General features: G+C 58.4%; 21 protein-coding genes and 3 pseudogenes. 15 read left to right on the top strand and 9 right to left on the bottom strand.

Annotation, left to right across the window (positions count from 1 at the left end; genetic code table 11):
• The first annotated feature begins 628 nt into the window (after nt 1-628).
• The 4 genes from IVB41_RS10255 (at nt 629) to IVB41_RS10270 (ending at nt 2,881) form a co-directional block, all read left to right on the top strand.
• Complete coding sequence (locus IVB41_RS10255; protein ID WP_247430595.1) at nt 629-1,228, top strand: SGNH/GDSL hydrolase family protein; 600 nt, start codon at nt 629-631, stop codon at nt 1,226-1,228.
• A gap of 90 nt (nt 1,229-1,318) precedes the next feature.
• On the top strand, nt 1,319-1,687 hold the full coding sequence (locus tag IVB41_RS10260; protein WP_247430598.1) for a hypothetical protein: 369 nt from the start codon (nt 1,319-1,321) through the stop codon (nt 1,685-1,687).
• A gap of 354 nt (nt 1,688-2,041) precedes the next feature.
• Nucleotides 2,042-2,269, top strand: a complete 228-nt coding sequence (locus IVB41_RS10265) for a hypothetical protein (protein WP_247430601.1) — start codon at nt 2,042-2,044, stop codon at nt 2,267-2,269.
• Nucleotides 2,270-2,377: 108 nt separating this feature from the next.
• Nucleotides 2,378-2,881 (top strand): hypothetical protein, encoded by a 504-nt coding sequence (locus IVB41_RS10270; protein WP_247430604.1) that lies wholly within the window; start codon nt 2,378-2,380, stop codon nt 2,879-2,881.
• An 811-nt stretch (nt 2,882-3,692) separates the two neighbouring features.
• Here IVB41_RS10270 and IVB41_RS10275 read toward each other — a convergent pair.
• Together IVB41_RS10275 and IVB41_RS10280 are read right to left on the bottom strand one after the other, a co-directional pair.
• On the bottom strand, nt 3,693-3,881 hold the full coding sequence (locus IVB41_RS10275; protein ID WP_247430608.1) for a hypothetical protein: 189 nt from the start codon (nt 3,879-3,881) through the stop codon (nt 3,693-3,695).
• A 765-nt stretch (nt 3,882-4,646) separates the two neighbouring features.
• Complete coding sequence (locus IVB41_RS10280; RefSeq protein WP_247430611.1) at nt 4,647-4,952, bottom strand: hypothetical protein; 306 nt, start codon at nt 4,950-4,952, stop codon at nt 4,647-4,649.
• Nucleotides 4,953-5,297: 345 nt separating this feature from the next.
• On the opposite strand from IVB41_RS10280, the gene IVB41_RS10285 reads away from it, so the two are divergent.
• Together IVB41_RS10285 and IVB41_RS10290 are read left to right on the top strand one after the other, a co-directional pair.
• A complete protein-coding gene (locus tag IVB41_RS10285; RefSeq protein WP_129276097.1) occupies nt 5,298-5,510 on the top strand; it encodes a hypothetical protein in 213 nt (70 codons plus the stop codon).
• A gap of 61 nt (nt 5,511-5,571) precedes the next feature.
• Nucleotides 5,572-5,778, top strand: a complete 207-nt coding sequence (locus IVB41_RS10290) for a hypothetical protein (RefSeq protein WP_106946763.1) — start codon at nt 5,572-5,574, stop codon at nt 5,776-5,778.
• On the opposite strand, the gene IVB41_RS10295 is transcribed toward IVB41_RS10290, so the two are convergent.
• The 4 genes and pseudogenes from IVB41_RS10295 to IVB41_RS10310 all read right to left on the bottom strand — a co-directional run bounded on the left by IVB41_RS10295 (nt 5,779) and on the right by IVB41_RS10310 (nt 9,950).
• On the bottom strand, nt 5,779-6,111 hold the full coding sequence (locus IVB41_RS10295; protein WP_007604755.1) for a hypothetical protein: 333 nt from the start codon (nt 6,109-6,111) through the stop codon (nt 5,779-5,781).
• Nucleotides 6,112-7,416: 1,305 nt separating this feature from the next.
• A pseudogene (locus IVB41_RS10300) lies at nt 7,417-8,411 on the bottom strand (ABC transporter substrate-binding protein).
• 20 nt (nt 8,412-8,431) lie between these two features.
• Nucleotides 8,432-9,240: pseudogene (locus IVB41_RS10305) on the bottom strand (ABC transporter ATP-binding protein).
• Complete coding sequence (locus tag IVB41_RS10310; protein ID WP_247430616.1) at nt 9,237-9,950, bottom strand: ABC transporter permease; 714 nt, start codon at nt 9,948-9,950, stop codon at nt 9,237-9,239. Before IVB41_RS10310 ends, IVB41_RS10305 begins: the two are co-directional and overlap by 4 nt.
• Nucleotides 9,951-10,003: 53 nt before the next feature.
• On the opposite strand from IVB41_RS10310, the gene IVB41_RS10315 reads away from it, so the two are divergent.
• The gene (locus tag IVB41_RS10315; RefSeq protein WP_247430619.1) at nt 10,004-10,822 is read left to right on the top strand and encodes a thiamine-monophosphate kinase; all 819 of its coding nucleotides are present in this window, start codon (nt 10,004-10,006) and stop codon (nt 10,820-10,822) included.
• Between the two features lie 485 nt (nt 10,823-11,307).
• On the opposite strand, the gene IVB41_RS10320 is transcribed toward IVB41_RS10315, so the two are convergent.
• Nucleotides 11,308-11,838 (bottom strand): hypothetical protein, encoded by a 531-nt coding sequence (locus IVB41_RS10320; protein ID WP_247430623.1) that lies wholly within the window; start codon nt 11,836-11,838, stop codon nt 11,308-11,310.
• Nucleotides 11,839-12,648: 810 nt separating this feature from the next.
• Nucleotides 12,649-13,198 (bottom strand): annotated as a pseudogene (locus tag IVB41_RS10325) (winged helix-turn-helix domain-containing protein); the annotation flags it as partial.
• A 229-nt stretch (nt 13,199-13,427) separates the two neighbouring features.
• On the opposite strand from IVB41_RS10325, the gene IVB41_RS35575 reads away from it, so the two are divergent.
• The 5 genes from IVB41_RS35575 (at nt 13,428) to IVB41_RS10350 (ending at nt 15,486) form a co-directional block, all read left to right on the top strand.
• Nucleotides 13,428-13,670 carry a hypothetical protein gene (locus IVB41_RS35575; protein ID WP_253075184.1) on the top strand — a complete coding sequence of 81 codons (243 nt, stop codon included), beginning with the start codon at nt 13,428-13,430 and terminating at the stop codon, nt 13,668-13,670.
• Nucleotides 13,624-14,259 (top strand): ATP-dependent DNA ligase, encoded by a 636-nt coding sequence (locus IVB41_RS35580; RefSeq protein WP_253075183.1) that lies wholly within the window; start codon nt 13,624-13,626, stop codon nt 14,257-14,259. Before IVB41_RS35575 ends, IVB41_RS35580 begins: the two co-directional genes overlap by 47 nt.
• A 184-nt stretch (nt 14,260-14,443) precedes the next feature.
• A complete protein-coding gene (locus tag IVB41_RS10340) occupies nt 14,444-14,620 on the top strand; it encodes a DUF3606 domain-containing protein (protein WP_247430627.1) in 177 nt (58 codons plus the stop codon).
• Between the two features lie 58 nt (nt 14,621-14,678).
• Nucleotides 14,679-14,885, top strand: coding sequence for a hypothetical protein (locus IVB41_RS10345; RefSeq protein ID WP_247430632.1), 207 nt, complete (start codon nt 14,679-14,681; stop codon nt 14,883-14,885).
• A gap of 208 nt (nt 14,886-15,093) precedes the next feature.
• Nucleotides 15,094-15,486 (top strand): hypothetical protein, encoded by a 393-nt coding sequence (locus IVB41_RS10350; RefSeq protein WP_247430635.1) that lies wholly within the window; start codon nt 15,094-15,096, stop codon nt 15,484-15,486.
• A gap of 500 nt (nt 15,487-15,986) precedes the next feature.
• On the opposite strand, the gene IVB41_RS10355 is transcribed toward IVB41_RS10350, so the two are convergent.
• The gene (locus IVB41_RS10355) at nt 15,987-16,268 is read right to left on the bottom strand and encodes a hypothetical protein (RefSeq protein WP_247430638.1); all 282 of its coding nucleotides are present in this window, start codon (nt 16,266-16,268) and stop codon (nt 15,987-15,989) included.
• 316 nt (nt 16,269-16,584) lie between these two features.
• On the opposite strand from IVB41_RS10355, the gene IVB41_RS10360 reads away from it, so the two are divergent.
• The 3 genes from IVB41_RS10360 (at nt 16,585) to IVB41_RS10370 (ending at nt 18,184) form a co-directional block, all read left to right on the top strand.
• Nucleotides 16,585-16,788, top strand: a complete 204-nt coding sequence (locus IVB41_RS10360) for a cold-shock protein (protein WP_247430641.1) — start codon at nt 16,585-16,587, stop codon at nt 16,786-16,788.
• 536 nt (nt 16,789-17,324) lie between these two features.
• On the top strand, nt 17,325-17,462 hold the full coding sequence (locus IVB41_RS10365) for a hypothetical protein (RefSeq protein WP_247430645.1): 138 nt from the start codon (nt 17,325-17,327) through the stop codon (nt 17,460-17,462).
• Nucleotides 17,463-17,899: 437 nt separating this feature from the next.
• Nucleotides 17,900-18,184, top strand: coding sequence for a cupin domain-containing protein (locus tag IVB41_RS10370; protein ID WP_247430648.1), 285 nt, complete (start codon nt 17,900-17,902; stop codon nt 18,182-18,184).
• Nucleotides 18,185-19,617 lie beyond the last annotated feature (1,433 nt).

Consider the following 19,617-nt stretch of genomic DNA (forward strand, 5'->3'; position numbering starts at 1 on the left):
TAATTCCACCCAGGGCGCTCACTGTGGGGCGCCCGCCGGTGGCGGAGGCCTAGCGCGTAGGCGCTACAATACCAGTATTCGTATTACCCAAATCCTGCACAGCCTTGTTCATCGTAGGATCGTTGACGTAGCCGCTGGCAGGGGTTGAAGAGCCATTGTTCTCATTCCTAGCCGGATCGCGCAGCCGATTTCCCGTGGTTTGATGGTTGAGAGCGTTGCTCGTGTTAGGTCCGGGCGAACCACCTGTACCGTTCACGGTGCCACTGCTCGACATCGAGCCGGCCGCTGTGCTGCCTGAGCCTGTTCCTCCTCCCGAAGCTCCACCCGAACCGCCTCCGCCAGCCTGCGCCAAAGCCGAGGTGCTGGTCAAAACGAGCGCCGCTACCAAGTGAAATCTGGAAGATCTCATTCTGAACTCCTATGCTGCAAGGAACAAACATCCCAGCTCGATCCCGTTCCAAATGGAAGTTGCACCAGAACAACAAGGCGCTGAATCAGATTACTTGGGGGGAGCATGACCGGATTCTGCAACCAGCGCAGGGCGCCATGCACTTCCGCCGAGCAGCTAGGTAGGGACGAAATGCTCTTGGTACAGCTGCACTGATGATCTGCAACTGGGAGAAGCCGAATGCCTCTGATGCGTCACCTTATCGTCGAAGGTTCAAGCTCCAGTGTCGATAATGGCGGGGCTAGGACGATATCGTACCACACCCTCTATCTACCAAACGCTGTCCATGAGACTAGTCAGCAATGCTTTGCGACGGATGGTGCTCTTCTTGCAGATATGCTCGGCCGACAACCGTCAGTGATCGCCGCATTCAAAGATGTCCCGAACATCCTGTTCGTTCAGGCCGGACAAAACGATCTTCGTTCGACTGACGCTTCAGCGTGGCTTGCTGCATTTGCCGGGTATTTGGCCACTTTCCAGGATGCAATTAAATCCTCACGCAAAATCGTGCAGCTCGGAATCAGCACTCACAATCCTCGTAACGAAGGTCTCTTCAATGTTAATCGGGCCACCGCCGATAGGGGTCTGCGACGTTTTCCGAGTGAAGGAAAGTGCGACTTTGTTGTCGATTGGGCTGCCGATCCGACCTGGGGCCCTGACTCCGCTGCCGCAAACCAAGCTTTATACCCTGACGGCACGCATCCTTCGCAGGGCGGACAAAGCAACATGGAGGCAAATTATTTTCGACCTGCGCTCAACTCCCTCTTTCCTCTCACTTGATTCATCGTAGAATTCGTTCTCATTCGCTAGACCTGCAGGCTGTAATCGACTTCAACATTTCCCGAGGGCGCTGGGCGAACGAGCTCAAGTGTGCTGATGGAACTTAATATCCCCTTGATCTTTGCCTTGGGCGCCGAAGTGAATAGGCAGACGATGCTCCGCTGGCTTAGCTCAGATCATCAAAAGATCCGAAGCGATCGAAAGCAGCTTGAAGTGAGGGCACGCCGCCTGCTGCAGAGTTACCTGATGGCCAATGAGTGGCAAAAGCGCCAATACTATCAGGCCATCGCCGGCGCGGCTTCTGCATGTCAGCCTGGTATTGATGATCCGAGCTTAAGTAACAAGAAGCTTGCTGAATTAACCGCTCAGGCGGCAACAAAAGTCGTCCAAGCACGTGATCGGAAAGCCAAGGATGCGCACGACCATTCAGCTACGAGCGGCTTCAGCCTACACTGCTGACAAGGAAATGGAGCAGCTGGGCACCGCCGCAGTACACCTGGTCACGATAGCGAATTCATTCATGAATGCTGAATCGGTGCGGTCACCGACAGAAATGTGACGGCGGCTTCGGCAAACCAGCCTCGCACTTTTGATCAGGCGTATACCTTGCGCAAACCCTTTCTCCTAAGCTGGCCGTAAGACGTTGCTTGTACCGTCCTCACCAACAAGAAAAGGCGGGCGGCATGTCGATTGCATTTCGAATCTCTGTTCTCTTGTTCTGTGCTTACGCCGGTTGGGAAGCCCCAAGCATTCAATTCGGCGATTTGCGAGAGCCTCAGCAGCAAGGGCGTTCTCCAGCCGGATAAGTAAGGAATGAACAAAACAACCCTTCACCTGGAACGTCCGCAACCAAGCCAAGTTCGGCGTGCTGACCTCGCGCCGGCCACCGGCTTTGCGATGCTCGTCGATGGTCGCTTCAAGACTGAATTTCTTGATCAGGACGCCGCGACTAAAGCGGCCCTTGAATTGTTGGCTAAGTATCCGATGCTGAAGATCGAGATCTACGATGCAGCATCGAAGTCACGGACGCCCGCGAGATAGCCACTTTGCATCGCAACGTGCGTAGTAACCATGTCTTCCGTTTTAATCTACCTTTAGCTTTTTGATAACAAACGAGGCCGCAAGGTCGTCTCCAAACGGAGGCGGCCTGTGCCTTTGATGAAATACTTCGGATTCGTCGGCAGCGCTCTCGTCCTGTTGATGATCGGAATCGGCTGGTGCCTGCCGCAGCAGGCGCTGGGCCCAGGGAACAGTGACGTAGAGCGACCGTCCATAAGGATCAGCTCAGTTGAGCGGGCACCTGAACGGGTAATAATCGATACCAGCTTGCCGACGCTTGTGGCTCCGTCGAACATCAGTCCTTCTACATCGACGACGTTGGTGCAATCTGCTCGGCCTCTGCAGAGCGCATTCTCCGAACTTGACGTCGCCGGGAAGCCGGTCACTCCGAAATCAGGCGGCGAGGACTTGAAGCCGGAGCATGCGGCAAAAGGCGAATCTGGGAAAAAAGCCTCTAAGCGCCGAACAGCGAAACCGTTGAATATCATTCCCGCACCCGCAACGGGAGCGCAAGCTGCGGCGCCTGATACAAGACTGTCGTTACTGGAAACGCTCAAGGAGCGGCTAGGGCAGACGTTTTTCAAGCTGAACTGATGACGGTGCGACTATAGGACCTCGGCGAGCGCCATTCACCGCGGACGCGCCCGAGGCGTCGCCCCGCAGAGGCGAGGAGCTCGGACGTACGCCGTTCCCCGGGCTAAAATTCGAGCCACGCTCATGCGGCGACGCCACAGCGGTCTCGTCCATTGCAACCACAACCTTGGTGGTTGAAGAGTGTTGCGTGATCTGTCCGGTGCCACCTAGGTGTATTGGCTTATTGATTTCGGAGTGCTGCCCTGATCGATTTGGCACTTGAAATCGGCAGTACGGTGAACCTCTTCGTCGTCCGCCCAGTAGGCCGCTATTCGGCCTGAGCGATAACCCAAGCACTGGGGCGTTCGAATGGGAGCTATTTTGTCTCAAAGAATGCAATTCTGGACCTCCTTTTCATCGACGCAGCCTTGGAGGAGAAGGGCCGAAGAGCCGAGGACCGCGAGGAGAGGGTAGAACAGGCCGCCGCGTTCGGATTGATTCTCCGTGGACTGACGCTGCCGGGACGCGCGGGAAAGCTCGCAACACTAAGGTGGCGCGACGTACAAGCCTTTAGGCTCGATGGAATTCCACTGCCCGCTGTTTCAGAGAAACTCTGGCCGTGAAGCCTGCCTGCAGCCACGCCATCGCCTGCGTGTGCCCAGCTTTGCGCGAACTCTCATTTCCCCACCAGGCACTGAACTTGTAAGCTGACGGCGGTAACGGCCTCCCAAGAATTCCCTCGATTTCCGAGAACGTGAGCCGAATAGTTTGCGCCCTTGTGCGCACCAGCTCCCTCAATAGCGGATCATAAACGGACATGACGCTCGGCTCGTCACGTTGATCTATCATCGCCGCTCGCGGGAATGTTGAAGCCCCGGGCCGCAAGTTCCAGCTCGAGCTCAGTGATCCGCTCGAAGATGCGAGCAGCAATCGCCTCGGAATCTTCAACGCTTAATGATTGCATGCCCCTTAAAGATAGCTCGTCTCTGAGAACCTTCGCCACAAGCAATTGAATTGCCATTGGATCAAATCCTAAAAAGACGATCCAACCGCAACCGGAGGGCGAGTGCAAGTGTTTAGGTGGTGCTGCCGTGCTTCGGCTAGTTGTCTCCGCTCGGAATGCTGAAGCTGCGCAGCTGCTCGCACAAGCCTTTCTGCCGCAGCCCTTAACAGCAAACCCGTGTGCCCCATCGGGTGTCCTAACCTGCGTGGTCTGTAGCCGATTGGCCGTTTCGCTTTGCTTGAGCACGAGTCGTTAGCTTATCCAGCTGCGATTGCTCCTCGCTTAGACGTCTTTCGACATACTGCCGTTCGAACTCCGTCAGAGTGGTTTGCAATAAGAGGTGATACCGTTGAATGTTGTTGCGATGTGCCCGGACCAAATCGTCGTCAATCATCGTTGTCGGCTTTCCGGGAGTGAATCGACAAACAACTCATCATCAAGCGGGATGGGCAGGCGACCGAGCAACAGCAGGCGGGAGCATCTCCACCGCTCTCTCCATGGTAGCGAGCTTTTCTTTCCCAATCTGTGAACTATTTCACACCGCCTTGCGATCGTCGCCTAGGTGGCCGCAGACACAGTCGAGTGGTTTAGCGGGCGTGGGTCGGCTTCATCCAGCCCGATAATGGCGGTATGGATGCCTAGCACAGTGGGGCGCGCCGGCTCATTGAGCTTGGCTGAAGGCCGGATGGTTTCTTATGAAGTCCAAGTCGATCAAAAGCACAGGAAAAGAGCTGCCAAGTCTATGCGTCTGACGACTGCGGCGCCAATGGCATGGCGGTTTGATCACTGCATTTTCTGCCCGAGGTCTCTCAGCAGCGTGTGAAGAAAGTCGCTGGCATGGTCGTATCGCGCGTTGCCGTTCGTGATTTGACGGACGCGTGGATCCAATAAGCGACCAACGGTTTCGGAGCCGAGCATCTCAGCTCTGTCCGACCACTGCTGCGGCAACGTATCGGGTATATCGTCCGCCGATCCGAACATCCGCAAAAGGGAATGTTCGGCCTCGGCCTTATGGTCGTGATGAGCCTTCGCCGCATAGAAAGCGAATAGTCCCCGGAAGGCATCACGGGAAACGGCAGGTTTTCCCATCGCAATGTCCCTGAAAAAATTACGTTCTCAATGGACGCAAGTTTGACGCCCCCGTTCGGGAAAAGCTAGAAAAAACTAAAACCCTGTGCTCAACCGTTTTCGAAGAATTTGCCGTTGGACGCTGAGTGCAATGCCAACGCGTCAATGATCTTGACCGATTTTGACGACGGCCTGGTTGGGCATTCGAGGGGCTCTCTGGCTCTTGTTGTTCCCCAGCCGCTCCATTGGCTGAAGCGTAAGCCGGCGGAGGGCCATTTTGTATAAGCCAGCGCAGAAGTTGCGCCGAACGGGCGGCTTGCACTAAGCAAATTCGATTAAAATCAGAATGTTTTGTGGAGTAGCGTCATGTCGAGTGCGATTGAGTTGATTGTGGATGGCTACGCAAGAGTGAAAGACCGCCAGTCGCTTGAAGAGCTGAGGATCCATCGCCGGCGACTTGCCGGAGACCTGAAGGCCTGGGTGGGCTTTGACTGCAGGTTGTCGATTGCGCAAATCGAGCAGGACATCGCGGCAATAGAGGCGGGACTGGAGACGTTGTCGGGGCCGGTCGGCGGCTAGATAAGGAGTCAACCCCATGACGGCGTGCGCGCAAGGAGGGTAAGTGCTGCGATCGTTCGTAATGGCTGCCCTCGTACTGGTCTGGGGATCCTCGTCCGCGCTCAGCCTGACGTCGGAGGAGATCATCGCCAAGCTTCGCGCCGCCGGCTATTCGCACATCCAGGAACTACCAGCCGGAAAGATAAAGACCTACAAGGCCGTCAAGGAAGGCACCGCGCGCTCGCTAATCGTCGACAGCACCGGCCACATCGCAGAAGTGGCAAGGTAGCTAGACGGGCAGACGTAGCCAGACGTCTTTACTGGACAGCGTGCCTGTTGGCGTCGCAATCTCCATATCGACGACGCGAAACGAGCCATGACTTTCGTAAACGTAGCGAAGGTGCCAGACGGGGCCGGGTTCCGGCGAGATGGCGAAGTCGTCCAAGGCAGACGCAACGTATCGAACGGCATCGCGTCGCTCAACCGAGGCGGAGAACATCGCCTCTATCAGCGCGGCCAGGCTCATGCCGCCGACCAGCATGGCTCGTGCCGTTTCGTCGCCGTAAGTAAGCCGCAGCGCAGTCACGACTGCCGCAATAGCGTCGGGGTTCTTCAGAGCCACGGTAGATCCGCTTCGCCCAGCAAAACCATAATGCGGATTCCGCCCCTTTCGTGCAACCGGCATCGATTCGGGGCCACTGTCCCAATGGCTAATGCCCAGGGCGAGCCGCTCCTGCGAAGCTCAATCAGCGGAGCAGACCGGAAAGCTGCGGCTGGAGACGCTTGAGCCGTTCTCACAGTCCTCCGACTCTGAGGCGCCAACGACAGGGCGTACCTTGAGGGGCGCTCGCCGGTTCACGCTGGCCTGCCGTGCGGCGAAGGCCGCAGCGGGAGGTTAAATCGCTGCGGCCCACGCGTCGTCAAATGAAGCCGGGTCGAAAATACCAAGTGAAATATGCAGCCAGCCCCGGTAGCAAAAATTCTGCCCCAACTTTGTCTCTTTTGCAAACACAATTTCGGCGGAACCGAAATCAACCTAGCGGGCATTCTGTTCCGAGGACGGAACAATCCTGCTCTCTATTGCTGCCAAGCGAAAGGGGAGCTGCACCGAGACCCATCATGGTGGGTCGGTGAGACCCGGCTACTGCCATCTCGCCGATAGGACCGACTGCGGACGCAAGAGTTGCCTCGAGTCCTCAGCCCATCGCTGAAATTAAGCTTTTCGGCGACTTGTTTTTGACTGTGCGCGTTTGAGCGCGTTCACTCCGTAATGTTGATGGAGACGGACGTGATCAGTTGGTTGTTAGTGATCATAATCGCGGCAAGCGTTGCGGTTCTAATAGCTCACGCGATTGACGCCATCCGCTCCTAAAGACGAGCGCAGCGGCGGAAGGTGGCGCCTCATCTGATGACAATTTAAGGACGCGGCATCAGTCGGCTTGCTTGTAACGATCCGAATTGGAGACGGTTCTAGACTGATAAAGATTGTCGGCAAACCTTATCAGTCAGCGGCAGTTGATATTCGATAAAATCCGGGTGGCGCATGCTCGGCGAGAAGCGCCCCGGCTGTGTTTCGGATCAACTTCGCCTGAGTTAAGCAGAACGGCCGCAGAAGCTAGATGGCGACTATGTAGCCGTCGAATGACTAGTTCTTGTACTTCCAGATCGAGCGGGCGCAGCGTTGCTTGGCCTCGAACGAGACAGCCGAAACAGGGCAACAGCGGTCCTACAGTGATGAGCAGGGCCAATGAAGCCGCAGGATCGCTCAGTGTCATGCAAACGGAGGCGGTTCGCCGCCAGTTACGCTTCAACTAAACGGGACCCATATCATCGACTGATCAGCTTTCGAAACGAAAGCCTCTTCAACATGAAGAGAGCGCGGGTGCTACGGCTCCTTGCAAGGGAGCCGCCAGCTTCCGCGATCAGATTACACGATTGTTTTTAGATACAGACTGGGATCGAAATATTTGGTTGCTGGCGTGGAGTCCTTGATGCCTGCGTTGGCCATGAAGAAATCTGTCGACTGCTGCAGCCAGTTGGTGACCGTCCCGTCTGAGTACATTCGCTTCCACTCCCTGGACGTGAACATCTTCTGGGCCTTGAACGATTCGTTGATGTGGGCCAGCGGGGTTTGGCTATAGTGACCCTTCTGCAGCTTCTCCATCGCTTCGGTGCTGTTCGCGACAATGTAGTCATTCGCATCCGCCCAGCCACGGATCAGCTTCGCCAGCGTTTCCTTGTTTGGCTCGTAATAATCGTTGGCCGCCGCCCACCCGCCGATGATAGCGGCCTTTGGATAGTAGGCTGACGCATCGGCGAGCTTGACCGCCCCTGGCACCTTGTCCCGAACCGTGACGTTGAAGGGTACCCAAAGAGCGACGGCCGGTACCGCGCCGGAGATAAAGGCGGTCACGGCCGCTGGCATGGTCTGGTTGACGAGTTCGACCTCCTTCGGATCGACCTTGTTGGCGCGAAGCGCGGTATCCAGGAACGCATGCGCGGTGGTACCGGTCGCGGTCGCGATCCGCTTGCCCTTCAGGTCCTCAAACGACTTGATGCCCTGGTCGCCGCGAACCCAGAGCTGTGCGGTCGCGACCTCAATGTCGTTGATCAGGAACACCTTGCCCTGCCCCCGGGCAGGGAAGTTCGAGAGCACGGCGCCGGTGGCCAGTACGTCGAGGCTGCCGCCGTCAGCGCCTGGAAGATCTCGAGGCCGGTGTTGAACTGTCGCAGCTCGAGATCGAGGCCCTGCCTTTCAAAGGAACCGCGATCCATGCCAGTCCAGATCTGGCCGTCGACCGCGACGGTGTGAAGATAGCCGACGCGGACTTTCGTTTTCGCTTGCGCGATCGCCGGTGCTGAGGCCGTGAAGGTGCCGAGCGCGAGGCCCGCCGTCGTGGTCAGGAATTGTCTGCGGTCCATGGTATCCTCCGTTTTGTTTGTTATTCCGCGAACGATGCCGGACGCATTTGCGCCTGCTGGGCGCGATACTCGTCCATCACCTGTCGCCTGATGTAGCTTCGCAGCTCGCCGAATTCGGCCCGCTCCCGAATTGATTCATCGCGAGGATAGGCGAACGGCACGTCGATGATCTGCCTGATCCTTGCCGGCCGCGCGGTCACCACCACGATGCGGAGGCGAGGTAGATAGCCTCTTCCACGGAGTGGGTGATTAGCATGACAGTCTTGCCTTCGGTCTCGAGCACTTTCAGCAGTAGGTTCTGCATGTTGGATCGGGTCTGGGCATCGAGCGCGCCGAACGGCTCATCCATCAGCAGGAACTGCGGCTTGACGGCATAGGCACGCGCGATCGCGAGCCGCTGACGCATGCCGCCGGATAAATGCTTCGGATAGGAGCTGGCGAAGTCGGACAATCCCATCAGGCCGAGATAGTGATCGCAGATGGCATCGCGCTCACCGGCCGGGACGCGGTTGGCGCTGAGCTTCAGGCCGAAAGCTATGTTCTGCTTCACGGTCAGCCACGGGAAGACGCCATATTCCTGAAAGATGACGCCGCGCTCGGGCCCGGGGCCCGCGACGGGACGTCCGTCGAACAGCACATTGCCGGTCGTCGGCCTCTGGAAACCCGCGAGCATGCTCATCATCGTGGTCTTGCCACAGCCGGAGGGGCCGATCACCGCGATGAAATCCCCATCGTTGATGTCGTAGCTTACGTCCTCGACGACGTTGAGGCGGCCCCTCGAAGTTTCGAATGACAACGAAACATTTTCGAACTGCGCACGCTTCTTCATGCGATGACCCGATCCTGCCACACCAGCAACCGCACCGTGATCTTGCGCAGGATCATGTCCATGAGCAGAGCGATCAGGCCGATACAGATGATGCCGACATAAATGACATCGAGCAGGAAATAGGTGGAGGCATTCTGGATCATCGCACCAAGTCCGCGCTGGGCCGCGATCAGCTCGGACGCGACGAGAGTTGCCCAGGCCACGCCCAATGCGACCCGCAGTGCGGTGAGAGTATGCGGGACGGTGAGGGGAATGATGACCTTGCGGAAGATTTCCGCCTGAGTGGCACCGAGCGTCTGCGCTACGCGGATGTAGAGGGGCGTGATCTGCGAGACGCCTTCATACATCACGATCACGCCGGAGAAGAATGAGGCGTAGAACAGGATGACCAGTTTTGCGACCTCGTCCACGCCGAAATAGACAATCACCAGCGGGATCAGCGCGATTGGTGGCAGCGCGCGGAAAAAGTTGATCATCGGGTCGGCGAAGGTGCGGGCCGGGCGATACCAGCCGAGCAGGAAGCCAACGGGCACCGCTGCAAGAATCCCGAGCGCGACGCCGAAGAAGACGCGTCTGGTCGAGGCGAAGATGTCGACGAGGAGGCCTTCCTTCGTGAGAAGCTCGAAGAACTTGGCGGCGACCTGGTGCGGGGCGGGGATCAGCGAGACGTTGACGAATCCATCGGACCGCGTACCAGAGCAGGATTGCACCGATCCACGGAATCAATCCGAGACCAAAGCGTCTTACGCCGAAATTCCTGACCTTGCTCTCGACGGATCGGTTTCCGGCCGATTTGACTGCATTCAAAGCCAGTCTGCTCGATGCGACCGGATTGGGACGCTACTTGGCCGCACTGAATATCAGCGACGTTGCGGCTTGCGGCGGCGTTCCAGTTGCCCTGCTATTCAACTGCGCGATGCCGAGCAACTTTCGTGTTCCGAAGTTGGTCGAGATCGCAGTCGGCATGAAAGATCTCGCTGCTTCGGTCGGGGTGGTCATAGGCGGCGGCGACATAAGCTCTAGCTTGGAGATGAGCCTTTCCGCCACCGTGATGGGCTACGTCGAGCGGGAGCGCATGCTCCGAAGGACGGGGGCTCGACGTGGAGACACGATATTCCTCACACGCTATCCAGGATTGACCACCGCCGCGCTGAAGTATTGCACCGCCGCGTCTCGATTCGATTGGCTGTCGCTTGAGCAAACAGACCGGTCGAAGAAGCAGTTTGCTCTGGATCCCGAAGTCGCTCTGGGGCGCGCCCTGGTAACGTCCGAGAGCTGCACTTCCTGTATGGACAACACCGACGGACTTGGCCAAAGCCTTTCGGAGCTCGCAGCCGAGTCGAAATGTAAGTTTATCCTAGATGGCGATCAGTTCCCTCTCGATGATCTCGTGGCGAAGTCGGCGCTGAAGCTCGGTGAAGACCCAGTAGATTTCGCGCTGGGACCCGGCGCCGATTTCGGACTCGTCGGCACTCTCGCGGGAGAATGGGAGTCAGATACGCGCGGCCGGTCTGCATCTTCGCATTTTACCGATCGGCACTGTCGAGGAGGGGCAGGGGGTTCATCTCCGCAAGCGAGGTGAGGAACGAGTAATCGTGCCCAAAGGCTGGGAGTATTTCGCGGGGCATCCTCGGTCGTGAAAATGCGTCCCATGGAATGGTTACTTGCCTGCTGCGCTAAAATCTAGCTATGCGCATACAGCGGCGGAAGCTGATCTTTCCCGCCCGCCAGGCCTCCAGCGCCTCATACTCTCGGATCCCATGAGCATGGCGGTCAAGCGCGGGCGATCGCGCCGCCGCCGGCAAGCGCAATTGAGGTCCTCGAACGCGCCGACGCAGGCCGACCAATTGTGCGACGACCTATTGCACAATTGGAACCCCGAATCCCGTGACGTACTATGCTTCCGAGCGCGGACGTACATTAGCCTCCAGCGGACGATCTGTGGGTCCGCCAGCATCTCTCAGCGGCCGACTGCTTCAAGTGCAGCACACATCGACTCGCAAGGCATCGAGGCGGAGGAGCGTTCCGCCGCGATGGCCCGCGTCCAGCCTTGCGCCCGACGGACGCTCAGGGCGTCTGTTGCAATGCGGCCCGACCCGCGCGGATTGCGTCGATGAGCGACGGATATCCGCATTCCGGATCTTGCGAGATCGTCAACGGGTCGGTGCTCGAAAACCACCGTTCGATCGACTTGCGGGCCGACCGACTGCGTCCCTTGCCGCGGCCCTGCCGCACGACCTCGCCGGCCACCCAGTCGAAGAAGTGAGCCGCCGTCTCGCAGCCTGCGGCGGACGACCCGCTGACGATCTCTGCGAGGGTCTCCAGCATGATGCGTCCGACGACTTCCGGGACGAATCTGGAAGCGACTTCGGTCAGCCGCTCCAGTTGAGCGGAATCCATGGCATGTGCGCTCGCGAGCAGCTTACCGATGAAAACCCGATGGCCCTGGCGCCAGTCGCGCCAGAGGGTATCATCGTAAACGCTTGGAAAGCACTCCCGGGGAAGGCCATCGACGTAGATCTGATCCCGTTCGATGGCACCGGACAGTCGCCGGAGCATCGTTTCGACGTCAGAGCCCCTCAACATTTGCTTCTGCATGTTCTTTCCTCTAGGCTGGCAAGCGGGTAAGGTCCGCCGCCCCGCAAGGTCCAGGCGACCTAGCTTCTGTGACGAAGAGTACTGGTCTCACGGAACCGCCTCAAACGCGGTGGGGAAGCTAAGGCGAGTTAGCTGCTCCGTTTCGGCTTTTCCACAACTCTATTTGCGTTGTCGCGGTGCAGGGTTGCCGAACAAAGCGGTTTGGCAGACACGCTCGCCGGCAACTGGAGGCGAGGAGGGCGCCGAGCGGAGCGCGGGGTGCGACCCACCGCTCGACTAGTTCATAGCCATGCAACGGCTCGTCGGCCATCCGCTTTTGAAAGCTTTGTAGCGGGACGTCTCCACATACATCGTCGGCGACGTCTGGGCCGTCATTGCCCATTCCGAGGATACTCCTCTGTTGAGAAAGGCCGTCAGGGTCGGCCACATCGGTTTGCGCCGCGACCTCTTCAGTCTGCGGAGCCAGCGATCTTTTCCGACACTGCCAAATCTGCGGCCGGAAGGAAGGTAGGGAAGCACGATCCGAAGGAAGCGGCCCCGGCACGCCGGACAACCGTATTGCCAATTCGCTGGCGGCTTTTCCTGATGGTGGGAGAACGACGATCGCGGCATCCCGCTGGCGCGAGCACCGCGATCACCACGCCTCGCCCCCGGCCAACGCTCTTGCGCTCTCTGATGAGCTACCGGGACGCGGGCTTTACCAACCACGTGGACATCGTGTCCTTTCAAGGCTTCACGGTCATCGGTTCGCAGTTTCAGGTGAACCTCACGGACGGCACTCATCAGGGACCGTACAGCCTGCCCATCGTTTCATTCAGGATGATGGGCGAGTGGGTAACAACATGCCGCTTCTGCCGCCGAGTAGATCAGCAGGCCACGCGTGCAGTCGCCAACGGTCTGCTCGTATCCCTCGTTCCGCACGGTCTTTATGTATGCAGGTTCCGTGCGTCGTCTCTCAGGCGCTGGCGTACGCGGCTGACCGAAAGGTCGATCGAGCGATCGAACAACTCGGCCTCGCGCCCTTGGGTCAAGTTCAGAAGCTGATCACGGGAGAGCACGCGTTGCTGGGCACCAATCCTGGTCCGGCGCAGCACCGCCTTGATCCGGGCGAGCAGCTCGCGCGCGGCAAGGGTTTCCGAGATAGTCGCGGGATCCTATCTCGAGGCCGACGATCCGATCCGTCTCATCGGTGCGGGCGGCCAGCATCAGGACCGGTACGGCCTTGTGCTTTTCGGCGCGGAGGTCCCGACACACCGTCGTCGCCCGGCATCACGATGTCCAGGACGATGAGATCGGCGCGGTCGCCGTCCAGGAATGACGGCACCTGGCCGCCGTCTGCAACGACGGTGACGCGGAGCCCGAACCTGGAATCTCGATCGCGGTTGTATGAGAGAACGCGTGGGAACGCCGCATCAGTCTGGCGGTTGGAGAGTCCTAAGTAAGGTAGGTAAACTGCCCCGCCTTCGGCTCCCAACTCCGGCGGCGGGCTTTTTGTGAGTTGTGTTAGTGGCAAAGCGTACCCCGGCACCGGCTAAGAAGCCGCAAGCTGCCATGCCGGGCTTTATCAGCCCCCAGTGGCGACCCTGAAGATGAAAGCGCCTTCAGGGGCTCAGTGGATTCATGAAGTGAAATACGACGGCTACCGCATCCAGCTCCACATCGACCACGACGACCGGAACGCCTTTACCCGGAACGGCCACAACTGGGTCAACCGTTTCTTGGTCATTGCCGGCGCCTTCAACATCCCGGGTCAGGCGATCGTCGACGGGGAGGTAGTCGTCATCCATGAAGAGCGCACCAACTTCTCCGAACTTCAGTGCGGACCTCGGTAGAGGGGACCAGGACCGGCTGGTTTACTTCGCCTTCGATCTCCTATGGCTGGACGGCAAGGACCTTCGCAAGATGGCTCAGCTTGCCCGCAAGGAATTGCTGAAGCAGCTGGTAGATGAGAACGGGCTGGAAGCTCCCATCTTCTACAGTGAACACCACGAAGGTGACGGGGAGGCGCTGTTCCAGGCTGCCAGAAAGCTGAACTATGAGGGCATCGTCTCCAAGCGCGTCGATGCGCCGTACCGGTCGGACCGGGTCGAGGCTTGGCAAAAGATCAATGCCGTCCAGCGAGAGAAATTCCCCGTCATCGGCTTCATCAAGGACCCCGGTGGCGTCGCCGCGCTCTACCTCGGCAAGCAGGAAGGAAAAGAGCTGCGGCACATCGGCAAGGTCGGCACGGGCTGGAGCCGGACGAAATCGGCGGAGATCCGCAAGGCTCTCGATACCGTCGTCAGCCCGAAGCAGAAGCTCACCAAGCCTGTCAAGAAACCGAAGGCCACCTGGGTCGAGCCGACGTGCTACGCCAACATCGAAGGCCTGCTGCGCGCCAGCTCGTTTAAAGGGCTGAGCAAAGGAACGGGGCGTTCTTAGCTGCGTTTCAGCCCCAGTGATTGGAGTACCGGCATGCCGGATCGCGTAAGGGAAGCCGTAAAAGAAGCCCAAGCCATCTTAGCTCGCTATGTCGAGCTCGGGCCGCGGGACTGCCAGAATACAATCAATGACCTGCTGACCGTTCTTGACGATGAACGGCTTGTACACGGGGTGGAGGAGGAAGATGAGCGACAATCTCACCAAACGGGACCAGCGCGACCGTAGCAAAATCAACATGCATGAAGATTTCGAGGTCAAGTATTGGACCAAGCAGCTTGGTGTATCGAGGGACGAGCTGCAGAAGGCCGTCGACAAGGTAGGCAATTCGGCCGCCGCGGTTCGCAAAGAATTGGCGGCGTAACCGAGGCGCGCGGTATGCTTGCGATCTTTGGAGCAAGGCCCGCGCGCTTTTTCATGCCATGACCAATCCCAACTGTCCCATCTGCTTCGGCATCGGCTTTGTCTGCGAGAACCATCCGGACCGGGCCTGGAGCGAAGAGCTTGGCTGTCAGTGTGGTGCCGGTGATCCGTGCGCCTGCAACAGCTCGCCGGATATTGACGCGGGAATCGAAGAGCCTGACGCAAGCCAGATTATTTCCGATCCGATCGGAAAGAAGCGTCATTGACGGGCCGGCGAATTCGGCCCAGGATTCCTCTATGCAGACAATTCATGCCACGAAGCGGCGCCGGCCTCGCCGCCCGCCGATGTAGGGTGAGCATACCGTTCCTGTTCGTGTGCCAGCGAAACTCCTGGGTGAAGTTAAAGCGATGGTCCGCAAGGCCTCGCGCAAGCTTCCTCTATACGTTGTGGGTAAATTAATCAAAGCGCTTTGATTGAGCCGCAATTACGTGCTCGGCTTGGACTTGGGAACGACACTCGGCGTCAGCAGGGTGTCTCTTGATGGAGGTCTCGATGCCCAGGCACTTCGGTTTGAAGGCAACATTGGAAGTCGCACGGTTGGCGTTCACGGGGCGGTCCGGCGCTTCGCTGGACCGGACTGCCTCGGCGTCTCCATCGAAGAGCCATTCTCTGGACAGTTCTCCAGTGTCGAAGCGCTCTTCCCGATGCTCGGAGCTGCCGTACTCGCCTGCGAGCTGGCGGGGCTCCCTTGGTCGGCGGTCTATTTCAGCAAACTGAAGCTGCACGCCATCGGCAAAGGCAACGCCAAAAACCGATATGCAAGCGGCCGCGAAAGCGCGCTGGGGGAAGGACCTCGGCGAGGATGAAGCGACGCGGCCTGGGCCGGCGCTTTCGCGTTGGACCTTAAACTATTCGGTCAGCAGCCAGCAAAAGGCCCCAGCCCCAGGGGAAGGGCTAAGACCTCGGGACGGGTCCTCGCGCTGTCTGGACGCGGTGACTGAACAGAAAGCCTAAGTCGCGATCTGGCGTTCCTAAAAAGGACCGGGGCCACTGACTTTCATCAGCGGCCCCCCGGGTCTCTTCAAAATTACGAAATGAAAAGGGATTGCCAGCCCCGGTCTCATTATCCTCGCTCCAATATTTCCATTAGGCAATCTCATTTTGGCGTTCCCGAAAAGGACCATCTACTTAGCTTTGCTCGCCTAGTACGCGGCGGGTGCTCTGATCAGCGCGCGTGGTCGGTGCAACGACAAGCGCCGCTCCGCCCCGATCGGGGTACCAGAAAACCGCGTCATTTCCCTGCTGGCCCAAACCGGATCAGCCGGGCGGGCCTGGCGATGTGGCCCGCGGGGGAAGGTCGCCACGCTCAGTCTAAATCGACAAGATATGCTAGCACCAAGTCTTCTGCTTGAGCTTTGTCAGCTGCGTTTCGATAGATGACAATCTCGGCTTCGTCAGCTCTGCGAACTGTCATCTTGGCGGTCGAGGAGCAAAGAGGGAGGCCGTTCGATGTAATCGTGGTCAAGTCATCACGAACCCAGTCCTCTTTGCACAACTCGAAGGCTTCCCGGAAATTCTTCGCCTCGAACGCGAATGTAGCTTTGCCGTCAACGTCCATCGCGAACACCGACCCCGAGAAAACAGTCATTGGCACTCACTTTTCATCAGTATCGGACAAGCGGCCGCGCCACGAGCGTTTTGCTTGGCTTCACATTTGCTCACGGCCGCATTTTCGCGAGGTGTGTAGGTAGTGTAACCGGCATCGACCCGCAAGCCACGACCGGTCGTGGCTAGCTTTGCATCTAGGTCCTTGCAGCCAGTTGGAACGGTCAATGACTAAGTGACGTGATGGCCGAGGTCGCTGAGGTCCGCTTGTGGAGGCGGTTCAGTACACTCCCACCGATGGTTGCCCAGCGTGGGTGCTCGGTCTAGGCTGGTGCTATTGCTCAAGCGAGGCGACGGACGTGGCGACAGGTACTGTGAAGTGGTTCAACTCGACCAAAGGCTTTGGGTTTATTCAGCCAGACAACGGCGGCAAGGATGTTTTCGTGCACATTTCCGCTGTCGAAAAAGCGGGACTGAGCACTTTCAACGAGGGTGCTAAGGTGAGCTACGAGGAAATGAGCAACCGCGGCAAAACGTCGGCCGAAAACTTGAGGGTTGGCTAGCGATAATATGCCCGCCGGTTCACGCTGGCGGGCCTATTGGCTTCAAGGCAAGTCGGCCCCGATGAACGCGGCGTCGTTACCGGCGCTTCGAGAGCCGCCGGATAATCGCTTCTGGCGCGCCAGCGAAGTCCAGATCGCTGACGTGCCGTCCCGCGCCGAGCCGTAGAATCGCACACGAACGTCGGCCGCTTTCAGCCGCCACAAGCAAAAAACGCCTCCGGCTTAAATGAAGCGCAGGCGGCGGATAGCCAGCCCCGGCGGGAAATGTAAAACTCGATAGCACTGTGTCAGCACAAAGCGTGTCAAGGTTCATTGTGCCCGGATGGGTAGTGGGTCCGGGCTGGAACTTGAGGCCGGTGCGGCGCATACTCTCAGGATGCCTGATAAATCTAAATTCTATCCCAAGACCAAAGGCGGCCGCTGGACCGTGCGGATTTTCACGGGGCGCGGCCCGGATTCCCATGTTGGCGATTTCGCGACCGAAGAAGAGGCCAAGCACTGGATTTCGACCAAATCAAAGGACTGGGAAGCCGCATATGATGCTGCGGATAAATCCAAATGACCCCAAAGCAACCGACGAAAATCGCGCTGGTCATCAACCTGAAAACGCCAAGGCGCTCGACCTCAGACTGCCACCAACGCTGATTTCTCGTGCCGACGAGGTGATCGAATGAGCGCGGCCGCTTCCGCTTGCCCCTAGCTGACCTTAGCTCAGCGTGCCGCGACGTCTGGTTTTGGGAGGCAAGCTGAAGCGCGCAATGCGAGCTGCCAAGGCAGCTTTTGGCCCTTAGCTCAGCGTGCCGCGAGGTCTGCTCTTCGCAGGCAAGCTGAAAGCGCTCGACTTGAGCTGGCAAGGCAGCTTTTGAGCCTTAGCGGAATGGGAGAACCACTACTGGTCCGTACTGCATTGCAAAAACGATAAACCTTGAGCTGCGTGCCACTCCTCGGGCCTAATCCGGTGGCTGCTCGATTTGCAGATTTCGTTAATTGGGGAGGATGATGTTGAAGTTCTTGCTCGGAATTCTATGCGTCACTTTTCACATTCGCAGCAAACGCCCAAGACTCGCCATTTCGGAAGGAATTAAAGCGAGCAGATTTGACCGGCACAAATATGGAGGTCATCACCAGCATCTCGGAGATCAAGCCCGGCGATACCTCAACGCTCCATATCCATCATGGAGAAGAGTCATTTTACGTTTTAGAAGGAGGCACCATTGAACTTCCGGATGGCAAACAAGTGCCCTTCCCAACCGGCATTGCTGCTGTAAATATTCGGGATACTCCGCACGGGTCTTTCAAGGTCGTTGGTGATAAGGCGGTGAAGCTGCTGACGGTGCACATCGTCGATAAGGGCAAACCGCTCTACGACCCCGCCCCCCAAGTAGGATATGCATAGGGGCGCTCATCGTACTTGATGATGGCGCCCCTGCCACGGCGCGAATGTCGCCATTTCGGCCATCGCTTTCTTCGGGCGGTGTAGCCAAATCTCGATTCCTAGGGGCGGACCGGACGTTTACTGCTGAGCGCCACGCCGAAGCTGTTGAGCCATCCAGTAATTGCTTTGAGCGGATTCGTGGATGCTTCTACTGTAGCGAAACATTTAGGGGCTCTCTGTCTCTCGTGCCCATGAGTTGGGAGCCGAACGAGCCCAAGACTTAGGAGGAGAGAGGGCATGCTGAGGAACGCCAAAGTGGCAAGCCGGCTTCCAGCCAGGGACCTGAATCGGGCGCGGGCGTTCTATTCGGAAAAACTCGGGCTTGATCCCGTCGAACAGCGCCAAGGCGGGCTCCGCTACGTCTGCGCAGGCGGCGAGCAAATGATCCGTTGTCGGCAGGGCCTCGCCTCGATTGCATTCCCTTGGCGGACGTGGCGAATAGACCCAGCTGGGTAGAGCATGTCCGCTCATGGAGCATAGCGGGCCCAATCGCGACATGGTGGGCAGAGCAGCTTGTGACCCGTGTTCGAGCGCGCGCAATAATCTAAGTTAGCGACGCGCCATCGACGTCGATTGCATGATGGGGCGTCGATTGATTCGGGGCTCAAAATGACACAGCAGAAAACGGAAGACGCTGATGCTGACCGTCAACGGCTTGTCCACGAGGCCCGTGCCGCGCGAGAGCAGGCGCGGGCGCTTTCAGACGAAGCTGCGATGGCGGTCTACGAGCTGCGCCGGTCAATACTGGACAGCGCTGGCGCGCGAGCTGAGACAAGGGCCCGGCGCGAGGACCGATCGGTGGGAATGGCGGAGGTTCGGCAGGTAGTGCGGGAGTATATCGACCATTAACGTTCGCTGCTGCGCGGCTCCGCCACTAAAATTAGAGGCTGAGGAGTGCACTTGGAATCCTGAGGTGTCCAGCAAACCGCACGTTCGAGCTTTGGGGAGCAAACTCCCTTCCGGCAAGAGCACGCTGATGACGTTGACTGCCACAACAGTCGGGCAACTCCCGGTCTTCGATCAAGCCAAAAAAGGGTAAGGCTGACTGGCTCTTCCGCGAGCAATGGTCAACGCGCAGCTAGCGACCTGCAATCGTTCGCGATTAGACGATTGGGCTCAAGTATTGCGTCGGTCGCATGAGCGCGCCGGCGGCGACTGCCGATCATCTTTTCTGAGCGGGTTTGCAAGGCTGGGCCGGGCTGAATTCCAAAGTGACGCGCTTGGCGCACGCTTTCACCACGGGGTGGTGATCGCTAGCCGTCGCGGCTACCAAAGGCCGTATTGATGGAATCAGGGTATCCGTCCGGTGAAGGCCGCCTTGCCGAATAAGGCGTGTTGTTGAGAACTGTCCTTATGGACAGTGATAGGCGCAGTGCCCAAGTCGAACGGCTTGA

The sequence above is a fragment of the Bradyrhizobium sp. 44 genome (assembly GCF_023073095.1).
Classification (GTDB): Bacteria; Pseudomonadota; Alphaproteobacteria; order Rhizobiales; family Xanthobacteraceae; genus Bradyrhizobium.

Coding starts and splice junctions, on each gene's coding strand:
- IVB41_RS10255 (WP_247430595.1), top strand. CDS start 629: ATGCCTCTGATGCGTCACCTTATCGTCGAAGGTTCAAGCTCCAGTGTC.
- IVB41_RS10265 (WP_247430601.1), top strand. CDS start 2,042: ATGAACAAAACAACCCTTCACCTGGAACGTCCGCAACCAAGCCAAGTT.
- IVB41_RS10275 (WP_247430608.1), bottom strand. CDS start 3,881: ATGGCAATTCAATTGCTTGTGGCGAAGGTTCTCAGAGACGAGCTATCT.
- IVB41_RS10280 (WP_247430611.1), bottom strand. CDS start 4,952: ATGGGAAAACCTGCCGTTTCCCGTGATGCCTTCCGGGGACTATTCGCT.
- IVB41_RS10285 (WP_129276097.1), top strand. CDS start 5,298: ATGTCGAGTGCGATTGAGTTGATTGTGGATGGCTACGCAAGAGTGAAA.
- IVB41_RS10290 (WP_106946763.1), top strand. CDS start 5,572: ATGGCTGCCCTCGTACTGGTCTGGGGATCCTCGTCCGCGCTCAGCCTG.
- IVB41_RS10320 (WP_247430623.1), bottom strand. CDS start 11,838: ATGCAGAAGCAAATGTTGAGGGGCTCTGACGTCGAAACGATGCTCCGG.
- IVB41_RS35575 (WP_253075184.1), top strand. CDS start 13,428: ATGAAAGCGCCTTCAGGGGCTCAGTGGATTCATGAAGTGAAATACGAC.
- IVB41_RS35580 (WP_253075183.1), top strand. CDS start 13,624: ATGAAGAGCGCACCAACTTCTCCGAACTTCAGTGCGGACCTCGGTAGA.
- IVB41_RS10340 (WP_247430627.1), top strand. CDS start 14,444: ATGAGCGACAATCTCACCAAACGGGACCAGCGCGACCGTAGCAAAATC.
- IVB41_RS10345 (WP_247430632.1), top strand. CDS start 14,679: ATGACCAATCCCAACTGTCCCATCTGCTTCGGCATCGGCTTTGTCTGC.
- IVB41_RS10355 (WP_247430638.1), bottom strand. CDS start 16,268: ATGACTGTTTTCTCGGGGTCGGTGTTCGCGATGGACGTTGACGGCAAA.
- IVB41_RS10365 (WP_247430645.1), top strand. CDS start 17,325: ATGATGCTGCGGATAAATCCAAATGACCCCAAAGCAACCGACGAAAAT.
- IVB41_RS10370 (WP_247430648.1), top strand. CDS start 17,900: ATGGAGGTCATCACCAGCATCTCGGAGATCAAGCCCGGCGATACCTCA.